General features: G+C 28.4%; 11 protein-coding genes. 2 read left to right on the top strand and 9 right to left on the bottom strand.

The window, feature by feature from the left end; all coding sequences use genetic code 11:
* The 6 genes from VJ881_09120 to VJ881_09095 all read right to left on the bottom strand — a co-directional run.
* Nucleotides 1–413 (bottom strand): GNAT family N-acetyltransferase (locus VJ881_09120; GenBank protein HKL76213.1); only part of this gene is annotated, 413 nt, incomplete at its 3' end.
* A gap of 232 nt (nucleotides 414–645) precedes the next feature.
* The gene (locus tag VJ881_09115; protein ID HKL76212.1) at nucleotides 646–1,047 is read right to left on the bottom strand and encodes a hypothetical protein; all 402 of its coding nucleotides are present in this window, start codon (nucleotides 1,045–1,047) and stop codon (nucleotides 646–648) included.
* 268 nt (nucleotides 1,048–1,315) lie between these two features.
* Nucleotides 1,316–2,107, bottom strand: coding sequence for a hypothetical protein (locus tag VJ881_09110; GenBank protein HKL76211.1), 792 nt, complete (start codon nucleotides 2,105–2,107; stop codon nucleotides 1,316–1,318).
* Nucleotides 2,108–2,318: 211 nt separating this feature from the next.
* Nucleotides 2,319–3,227 carry an AraC family transcriptional regulator gene (locus VJ881_09105; GenBank protein ID HKL76210.1) on the bottom strand — a complete coding sequence of 303 codons (909 nt, stop codon included), beginning with the start codon at nucleotides 3,225–3,227 and terminating at the stop codon, nucleotides 2,319–2,321.
* Nucleotides 3,228–3,544: 317 nt separating this feature from the next.
* A complete protein-coding gene (locus tag VJ881_09100) occupies nucleotides 3,545–4,219 on the bottom strand; it encodes an ankyrin repeat domain-containing protein (GenBank protein ID HKL76209.1) in 675 nt (224 codons plus the stop codon).
* 210 nt (nucleotides 4,220–4,429) lie between these two features.
* The gene (locus VJ881_09095) at nucleotides 4,430–6,106 is read right to left on the bottom strand and encodes a hypothetical protein (GenBank protein ID HKL76208.1); all 1,677 of its coding nucleotides are present in this window, start codon (nucleotides 6,104–6,106) and stop codon (nucleotides 4,430–4,432) included.
* 293 nt (nucleotides 6,107–6,399) lie between these two features.
* On the opposite strand from VJ881_09095, the gene VJ881_09090 reads away from it, so the two are divergent.
* Entirely contained in the window at nucleotides 6,400–6,666 is a 267-nt protein-coding gene (locus tag VJ881_09090; GenBank protein HKL76207.1) for a type II toxin-antitoxin system Phd/YefM family antitoxin, read from the top strand.
* A complete protein-coding gene (locus VJ881_09085; protein HKL76206.1) occupies nucleotides 6,659–6,970 on the top strand; it encodes a type II toxin-antitoxin system RelE/ParE family toxin in 312 nt (103 codons plus the stop codon). Before VJ881_09090 ends, VJ881_09085 begins: the two co-directional genes overlap by 8 nt.
* Nucleotides 6,971–7,347: 377 nt before the next feature.
* Here VJ881_09085 and VJ881_09080 read toward each other — a convergent pair whose 3' ends face one another.
* The 3 genes from VJ881_09080 to VJ881_09070 all read right to left on the bottom strand — a co-directional run.
* Complete coding sequence (locus tag VJ881_09080) at nucleotides 7,348–7,917, bottom strand: class I SAM-dependent methyltransferase (GenBank protein HKL76205.1); 570 nt, start codon at nucleotides 7,915–7,917, stop codon at nucleotides 7,348–7,350.
* Nucleotides 7,918–8,389: 472 nt separating this feature from the next.
* Nucleotides 8,390–8,545, bottom strand: coding sequence for a hypothetical protein (locus VJ881_09075; protein ID HKL76204.1), 156 nt, complete (start codon nucleotides 8,543–8,545; stop codon nucleotides 8,390–8,392).
* 730 nt (nucleotides 8,546–9,275) lie between these two features.
* On the bottom strand, nucleotides 9,276–9,728 hold a 453-nt coding region (locus VJ881_09070; GenBank protein HKL76203.1), incomplete at its 5' end, for a tyrosine-type recombinase/integrase.

Raw genomic sequence — 9,728 nt, 5'->3', positions numbered from 1 at the left:
TTATTTATTGCTACATATGAAACAAGATTTAATTTATTAGCTGATTCAAATCCATTTGTTTCATAAAATAATCTAGTTTTTTCAGTGTCATCAGTCAAAAGAACTTTTTGTCTAATCTTATTATATTTATCAAGAACTGATTTCAATAATTTTGAACCTATTCCCTGTCGTTGATATTCTCTTAAGACCAAAATATCTTGAATATAGATAATTGTTTCTCCATCACCAACAACTCGAATTAATCCAACCAGTTTGTTTTTATCCCACGCTGTTAGTATATACAGAGAATTATTTAAAGCTTTTAGTAGTTTTTCTATATTTTTAGTATACTCAGACCAACCCACACTATCATATAAACTTAAAATATCATTCTTTGCAAAAGAAGAATTATATTTATAAATAATTTCAGACATGAGTCACAACTCCCTTAAATGCTTTTCAGCTTATTTCAAATAACGTTCCGGGTATTTCCGATGTTACCGTCCCATCAGGGTTGGCAAGACTTTTGCTGCCAAAGCCCCCCTTACCCTAAAAATAAAACAATGGTTAAATATTGTTGCAGTTTGTTTATCATCTCTTAGCAATATTGCACCTAAAGCTTATGGTTTTTACGAAATTGGGGCCGTAAACCCCATAGATTAAGAATTAATAAACAAAGATGCCTAGTAAAATTAATATAATTCCTAAGATAGTAGATGCAATATTAATCTTTGCAATAATTCGTCTATCTTCAACTAAAGCTTTCTTTACGAATTTTCTAAAACTATTATAGTTAAATATAATCTGGGATACTTTTATAAGTGTAAGGGTTACTAAAATAGTTAATATCATTGATAAATCTACTTCTGTCGTTATTTCTTTATACCATGTAGTTGCGACAAGAAAGATTGCTAAAATACTTACCGCCCATATCCATTTAGGTTTCTTTTCTGAATAGGCTTTATTAAGCTCAAAATCACTCCATTTTTCGGGTATTATATGTATCAGTAATCTTAATCCAATCATAATTACTCCCCAGACAATACTAAAAATTTTAAAATAATTCATTTTTTTATTCCTCCTCTTAAATTTAAGTATATTAATTTAAGTATATTTTGCCTTCCCTTTTTTTTTGCTCTCAACTACATCCTATCACATACACTATCAACATCGTTAATTTTAAAAATACCAGCCTTAACCGTAACTCTTTAAAGTGTTAATTTTTAGAATATATATTCTATAATTCTTTTTAAAATAAATACCTTTTTCCATCACTTAATAGGTTTTAAGGTGTGGTAGGGGAAGATTTCATATAACGTTCTTAGGATTTCCGACGTTATCGTCCAGTTAGGGTTGGCAGGTCTTTTGCTACTATAACCCTTATCCCTTCATTGCAAAAGACATAACAAAGATAATGTCCCATTCCCTTTTCTGTTATCAATTTTATTGGATAATCTAATTCATTCATACCTTTATATAATTTCTTCACATTTTTATAATAATAATCATTATCTCCTGCTATAATTACATTGTTTGTATCTACTTCATAGTTTTGAACTAAATTATTATATTGTTCTTTTACTTCCTTTTTTGCCAATTCTACATCATCCCAACAATAACTCTTCATTCCAAATACTTGTGAGGATTGGAAAAATGCTAGTAAATAATTATCCCTTAAATAAGAACTAGTCCAATACTTTGAGAACTCTTTTATATTTCCGTTACGTCCATGTAATATAATTAAAAGAGGGTAATTTCTGTTTTTCTTCTTATCAGGTGATAGAACTTTCAGTATTGGTTTTGCATTCGACTGTCTTTCATCCCTCAGTTTCTTACACTTTGAAATTAATTCTTTAAATTCTTGTTTATCATTTAATGGTTCTAAATCAGGATCTTCTGTAAGTAATTTTGGAGCCCACCAAAAATCTTTATTAAATGTATTCTTTAATTCATCTATCGCCTCTTTATGTCTATTTAATTTGTTATAAAGACAAGCAGCCCAATAGCTAGTTTTATGTAATTTTTCTGGATACTCACTTTTAGCTTTTTGTACAACCTCTAGAGCTTGATTATATTTTTCCTGAGTATAAAGCGAAAAAACTTCTTCAGTTAATCTTTTAAAATTCATTTCACACCCACCTTTATAAAGAATGTCGCATAACGTTTAGGTATTGCCGAAGTCCAGCAACCTTAGATAGCTCTTATCTTAGGTTGCTGGATTTGGGTGGAGTGACGTAAGGAACGAAACCGGCAATACTTTGTTATATGACGTGCCTCATTTAAGATATTTAATTAGCAATAGCCTTTGTTTTCAATATTGTTATTGTTTTAGAAGATTTTTATTTATTTATTTCTCTGACTGGTCTACCTTCAATATAGCCTCTATATCCCCTTCGCTCCAGTTGGAATCTTGGCCCATCTTCATCAGCCCATTTAAAACCATACAATTTAGGGTTATATTTTTTCATTACTTCCCATAATGAACCAATCGCTTCTTGAAAATTTTCATCTTCATAAGACTCTCCTTGAAAAATCATCATTTTACATGGAGGAAGATCAATTATATCAAATCCATCTGGTACTTCGCCAGAATAATCAACAGGAACTTCCACTCCCTGAGCATATTTTGATGTGCCTTCTTTACGTAAATTTTCGGGCATCCACATGCCAATTGGTTCATATATAGCTTCTTTTATACTTGTTAAAACTCCCCAAACATCACAACCAACTTCATCACAATACTCAAAGTAATGGGTCGCTTCAGTTCCCCACTTTAATATTATTTTTCTAGCTGGTCGATCAACAACCTGAACAAAGACAGTATCAACATTAGACTTTTTACTCATGTTATTCTCTCCTTTTTGTAAAGTAAGGTAATATTCACGGATACGATGGGGTAAAAATAGTTTTATTGGTGGTGTGTTTTGGGAGTAATAATTAGGACTCATACCAAATTGTTTAGAAAATGCCCTGGTAAACCCCTCATGTGAATCAAAAACAAAATCAAATGCTACATCAATTATTTTTTGCTCTTCATCTCTGAGTTTAACAGCAGCTCGAGAAAGACGAAGTTTTCTAATATATTCAAAAGGAGTTTTACCAATTAGTTCTTTAAAAATTCTCCCAGAATGCCAGGGAGAATAACCAGCTGCCCGGGCTAGCTGATGTAAAGTAATTGATTCCCTTATATGTTCCTCTATATAATCTTGCATACGTTGAACTGCATTAATTTTTTCCCATCTCTCCATGGTTTCACCTCCTTTAAAAAGGATAACACATTTATCATGATAAATTCTTGACCTGAATTGCTAGGTTATAATTTTTTGCTTCAATTTTCGTTTCTTATTAAGTTAGGCATGTCAGATAACGTCCCCAGTGTTTCCGACGTGGCTTGTCCCGAACATTATTTGCCTAGTTTATTTTACTTAGGGTTGGCATGCTGTTTGCGTTTGATCGCCGCAGCTATCCTCTTAATTGCAAACAGCTTGCCAAAAAGCCATGTCCCGTAGGGTCGCCCTTTTTTTGGCGAACGGGAACATTGTGTTAGACGACGTCACCATAATAGTTAGTTATATCTTTTGAAAATCGCTTTCAATGCTTTGCTGTCAAAGTTCATTGCTAATTCATATATGATCTTCCCATTTTTGGTTTTTAAATGTGGATCTGCTCCTGCCTTAAGTAAAATCCTTGCCATATCGCAATTCCCCATAACTAATACCATCTCTAATGGATATTTTTCATTAGAATCCCTTTGATTTATATTAACAGTTTTACTCTCTAAAATATTATTTACTGTAACAATATCATTTACTAATACTGCCTGAGATAATTGATCAACAGTATACTTAATATAATTTTCTGCTGCTTCTTCAACAATTTCTTTCAATGTTTTATTGTAACTATTCATTGCTAATTCGTAAATAGATTGACCACTTGATGTAATTACGTATGGATTTGCTCCATTTTCAAGTAATAATTCTGCCATCTCACAGTTCCCCATAACTAATACTATTTCTAAAGGATACTTGCCATTTGAGTCTTTTTGATTAATATCTAAATTCTTACTATTAATAATTTCTTGTGCAAATTTCAAATCATTTTCCAGAACTGCGTTTGATAAATCATCTATATTGTATTGATTTGTAGAGTCACTTGCGTATACGATAATTTGATTTTGTATCAAAGAAAATCCTATTAAAAACATCAAAATAAGCATTACTTTGGCTATTTTTTTAACCAAAGCGATCACCTCCTTCTTAAATAAATATGCTTGAAATTTACTAAAATGAGGGTGATATCGCCTAACGTCCCTGGGGTTCGCGACGTCTAGCTCTCCCCTACTATAACTTGTCCATTCTCTAAAACTTTCATATGTAATTGCTACCCTACCTAACCTCTTAGCCTAGATGTCGCTAACCCCATGTTAGGCGATGTAGATTTTAGTCATAAACTATACATCTTCTTCAAATTCAAAATGGTTAACTGAATTAACCATGATTGAATTAATTGTTGAAATAAATAACCAAAGTATTTTCATAACTTGTGGTTCGCTTATATCTCCAATCCTAATATCCCTAAAATGAGCAATTCTATTCCTTAAATTTTTCCCCACATTTCTTTCATCATTTAATAAGTAAAATCTAAGCCATTTAATCTGATGTTTGCCAATTAAACTCAACATTTTTTCATTTGGATTACTATTTTTATTCCCAATAAGAGTACTAAGAGTAACACTAGTTTTTAAGAAATAACCATTTTTATTTAGCTTACAATAAATCTTTCTTAAAACTTTTTCAAGAACTGAGATAATATAAAAAACTGAACCATGTCGATAATAATCATTACCATTTTCACTTTTTAAACTTATTATCGCTTGTTTTATAGCCTCAATATCTTTTTCAATTTCTTTATCTTCATATTCTATTTCAAATTGCGAATAAATAATTTCAACCACTTCTTTAATTAAATTAAAAAGTTCTTCAATCCTATCATTATCATTTGTCCAATAATATGAAAAGGTAGTACATTGAAATAAAGATTGATCTATCATTCTAAGTTTACCTGCTGTAAAGTAATCATTTGTTTTAGTTATTGTTGTAGCAAAATCCATTAATGTAGGTTTATAATTATTATTTATTTTTTCAATATATGCTTCCCAGAGCTTTGTATCCTCAGATATTTCATGAGATAAAAACATATATTTATTAAACTTTTTTTCAAGTTTATCTATAACCTCAATATATGGTTCATTAGAAATTTCAAATTCAATCTTTTTCCCATTTTTATTTAAATATTTATTAGACTTAGAACTTAACTTTTTTAATTTATTTGAAAATTCAGCAGCATAATCACTTTTAGTTAATTTCAAAACTCTAAGTCCTTCAGACATTATTGATTGAAGATAATAAATTTCATCATCATTTAGATTATCAAATTTCTTCATACAATATGAATAAATTTTATCAGCAATTAATTTAGATAATTTTATGTCATCGTTCTTATAACAAAAAATCGCATAATCACATAGTTCTCTATATCTGTATTCTGCAATTTTACTGAAATTTTCTTTTTTTAAAATTAATTTTTTTAAGGCTTCCTCATCATAACTTTTTAATATATTCTCTATCTTTTCTAAATTATCAAATAAAAAAAGTGCTCTGTTTTCAATTAAATAATCTACTATTCCGGAATTTATTAACCCTTTGTTAAATTTCAAAAAATAATTTAATGTTAAACTATCTATACCTTCCTTTAAAAAACTACTTTGGTCATAAGAGAAAATTAATCGATAATTATTTTGTAAAAATTTTATTATTTTTCTATTGTTAAATGAATCTAATTTCTTTTTAGCAAAAGAAATGGTTTTTTCAAAATTATCTTTATACTCTTCAAAAATATAATTTGAGCAATCTTCATGCAAAGTCAAATATTTTAAAAATAAAAAATCTATATACTCATCAACTGAATTAATTTGATAAGAAAAATCATTATTATAATAAGAAATTATTTCTTTTGAATTTTCGATAATATTTTTAATTGTATGTCCTGTACTAAGGTCTGAAACATCATATTTCACTAAGTTGAATTTAATATCAAACTTTGATTCTAATTTTTTAATTATGTTCAAAAAAACACCTCCTGAAATCTATGTCGCCTAACGTCCCGAGGGTTCCCGACGTGCTCGTGTCCGTAGGACCTGGCGCAAAGTTTGCTGCCCAAACCACTTACCTAAGTTACTGCAAACTTTGTGACAGAGAGCATGTCACGTAGGGTAGCCTGCTCTTTGGCGTAACGGGAACCCTTTGTTATATGACGTTGGACTATCTCTAACTTTCATTTATTGTTACACACATAATTATGTTTCTTTATTATCATAATTATGATATAATATTATTAACTTAAATGATAAGGAGTGGTTATATGCCTAATATTAGACCTGTTTCAGATTTAAGAAATAACTTTAAACAAATATCAGAACTTTGCCATGAAGAAGGTGAACCTGTCTTCCTGACTAAAAATGGTAAAGGTGATATGGTTGTCATGAGTCAGGCTCTATATGAAAAACAAAAATCTCTAATTGACCTATACCAAAAATTAGGTGAAGCTGAATTAGAAAGTGAATCAAATAAAACTAAAATATCCCATAAAGATTTAATGAAAGAAATGAAGGCAAAATTAAATGAGTAAAAAGTATAGTATAATGTATCTCCCTGTTGCTCGAAGAGATCTTATTGATATAATTGAATATATTCAAAAAGATAATCCAAGTGCTGCCTTAAATTTGTTAAATAAAATTGAAAACACAATTTCTAAATTAGAAGACTTCCCATTAATGGGTTCTGTGCCAAAAGATTCACTTCTACAGTATAAAGGATATCGTGTATTAATAATTGAAAAATACTTAGTCTTTTATGTTGTAAATGAAAGTGATTTAGAAATTGAAATTCGCAGAATTATACATGGAAAAAGAAAATATGACTTTTTACTATAAGTCCTTTGCAGGACTTATTTTTTTACATAGTTTTATACCCAAGGTCCAATGTCATATAACGTTCCTAGTGTTCCCGACGTTATCGTCCCGGTAGGGTTGGTGTGATTTATGCCGAATTTTGCATAAATCATGACAAAGTCAATGTCCCGAAGGGTAGGCTGGTTTTTAGCCGTAACGGAAATACTCATGTTATACGAAGGCAGCACACCTCTTAATAGTTAATTTAATTCTCTATAAATTAAAACACAAAAAATAATTATATTAACTGTAATAATAGTTAAATAAGTGATAGTTTATTTTAGCATAAATTTCTTTTTAAAATTAACTTTAAAATGTCATAGATTTGAAGTATCCCATTAATACTCAATAACCTTTTTTCATTTTTTCTTCAAAATAAGATATAATGAATCACTATCTTCCATTTCTGTATATGATTCAATATCTATAATTTCAAAATTATCACTAATCATTTCTCTTAATTTTTCCTCAGTATAATATACAAAATTTAATCCTTTCTGTTTTTCTTTCTTATCTCCTTTCCAAAACGAATGAAATAATATACCATCTTTATTTAATATTTCCCATTGTCTATTTAAAGATTTTTTTAGTTCACTTTTAGTAAGATGATATAGGACTTTGTTAGAATATATACAATCAAATTTTTTGCTAATCTCAAGCGTTCTTGCATCAAGAACTAACAAATCTACATTCATATTTTTATTTTTTTCTCTATACAAATCAAGAAATAATTCAGAATAATCAGAGCCAGTAACTTCATAATATTTACTTAAAATATCTAAATCTTTACCAGGTCCCATTCCTAATTCAAGAATACTTGATCCTTCTGGTAAGTATTTTTTTAATATTTTAATTAAATATTTACCGTCATAACCTTCCGCCATTTCAATATACTTTTTTACATTTTCTTTATTTTTATAAAAACTCATTTTATTACTCCTTTAAAATTAATATATTTAATTTTCAATAATTTATTTTGACAAATATATTTTTCAATCATATTAAGATTTATATTTATATAAAGAACTGTAGTATCTAATATTTATAAAGAAATAAAAGGTTTTATGTTATTCAGTAATACAGCTTTAAAGCTCATTACTATGATACTACTTTTAAATATGGTGTGCTGCTTTCGTATAACGTCCCTGGTGTTCCCGACGTGCTCGTGCCGTTAGGCCTGGCAGAAAGTTTGCTACTTCATAACTTACCTAATTCATTGCATACTTTGTGACAGAGAGCATGTCCGTAAGGCCGGCTTGATCTTTAGCCGTTAGCGGGAACACCATGTTATACGTAGTGTTATTCGGCTTATAAAAAAATAATTAATTTTATAGCCTAATAAATAATTTTTTATTTTTTAATATTCTATGTTTTTTTATATTGCACATTATTTTGTATGTTTTAATTTCCTCGCTCAAAAATAATATAATGAAAAGTAGGCATAAAAATAATTTTTCCAATAAACCATCCAATATCTCCATGTCTTAAATCTGCAAAATATCCCCATATTATTGCAATAATAAATGTCATTAATAATCTTATTTTTTTATTATTCAAATAAAACACTCCTCTTCAATTTATTCAATATAATAAATACCTAATAAATTTATATTACTAACTTATAAAAATAATTTTGAATATTTGAGTGAAGAGAATTGATAATCCCTAATAAATCAAAAGACTTATAAGTAATAGAGTTATAAAACAAAAATTTTGATTAATTATTTGATGAATTAGCAACACCATAATTCTTATAAATATTCCATGCCAACCTAATTTTAAGGCTTTGTCATTTTCGGTTTTTTCCATGAGTTATAACCATAATAAAAATAGCAATTAGTAAGTTATATACCCTCCCAAGTTACTCTTTAAATATTTACTTTAATGAGATAAATTATAATAAAACTCTAAAGTCCAATTTCACTTTCATTCTCTGAATTAACATTTGAACTAGCAGAAACTATTAGACTAAAACTAGGATAAAATGCTGTAACCATTAAAATAAACATAAAAAGAAAATCAAATGCTTTTTGTAATCATAATTACATTTTCTTTTTTATATTAGTTTTTAGAGGAATTTTTAACATTTCATTTACACAATTATTAATTATGCGGTAAATCTCAGAAAAAAACATAAGATGTCTAATAGATTAATCAATTATCTACATAAAATTAGATTAGAATAACATTACGTATAACTATATAATAAATGAATTAACTTCGTTTATTCTGCTTAAAAAGGTATATCTATGTAGTTATTTCATTTATACTATTATCTCTTTATTATTTATAAAACATCTAGAGGACTGGTAATATTCAAAAAATCTTTTTTTGTTACATGAGTATAGATCTCAGTAGTTTTGCTGCTACTATGGCCTAATAATTCTTGAATATACCTCAAATCAGTACCATTTTCTAGAAGATGAGTTGCAAAAGAGTGTCTTAGTGAATGAATAGACACTTCTTTTTTGATATTTGCCATTTTACATGCTCTTTTAAAAATTTTTTGAGCTGATCTAGTACTTAAATATTTCCCTTCTTTTCCTCCTGGAAATAACCAATCTTTTAATTTCTGATCTTTTGCATAATTTCTCAATTCCTTAAGGGCCAGCTTTGATAAAAGACTATATCTATCCTTTGATCCTTTAGCTTTTCTAATATGAACTAACATTCTTTCACTATCAATATCTTTTAATTTTAAATTTACTACTTCACTAACCCTAAGGCCAGCAGAATAAGT

It is taken from the genome of Halanaerobiales bacterium, from assembly GCA_035270125.1.
Classification (GTDB): Bacteria; Bacillota; Halanaerobiia; order Halanaerobiales; family DATFIM01; genus DATFIM01.
The sequence above is the reverse complement of the archived record's forward strand: the minus strand, read 5'-3'. Positions and strand labels throughout refer to the sequence as shown.

Bases quoted from the DNA above. Each gene is read 5' to 3' on its own strand.
- VJ881_09105 (HKL76210.1), bottom strand. From the start codon at position 3,227: ATGGAGAGATGGGAAAAAATTAATGCAGTTCAACGTATGCAAGATTAT.
- VJ881_09085 (HKL76206.1), top strand. From the start codon at position 6,659: ATGAGTAAAAAGTATAGTATAATGTATCTCCCTGTTGCTCGAAGAGAT.
- VJ881_09115 (HKL76212.1), bottom strand. From the start codon at position 1,047: ATGAATTATTTTAAAATTTTTAGTATTGTCTGGGGAGTAATTATGATT.
- VJ881_09110 (HKL76211.1), bottom strand. From the start codon at position 2,107: ATGAATTTTAAAAGATTAACTGAAGAAGTTTTTTCGCTTTATACTCAG.
- VJ881_09090 (HKL76207.1), top strand. From the start codon at position 6,400: ATGCCTAATATTAGACCTGTTTCAGATTTAAGAAATAACTTTAAACAA.
- VJ881_09080 (HKL76205.1), bottom strand. From the start codon at position 7,917: ATGAGTTTTTATAAAAATAAAGAAAATGTAAAAAAGTATATTGAAATG.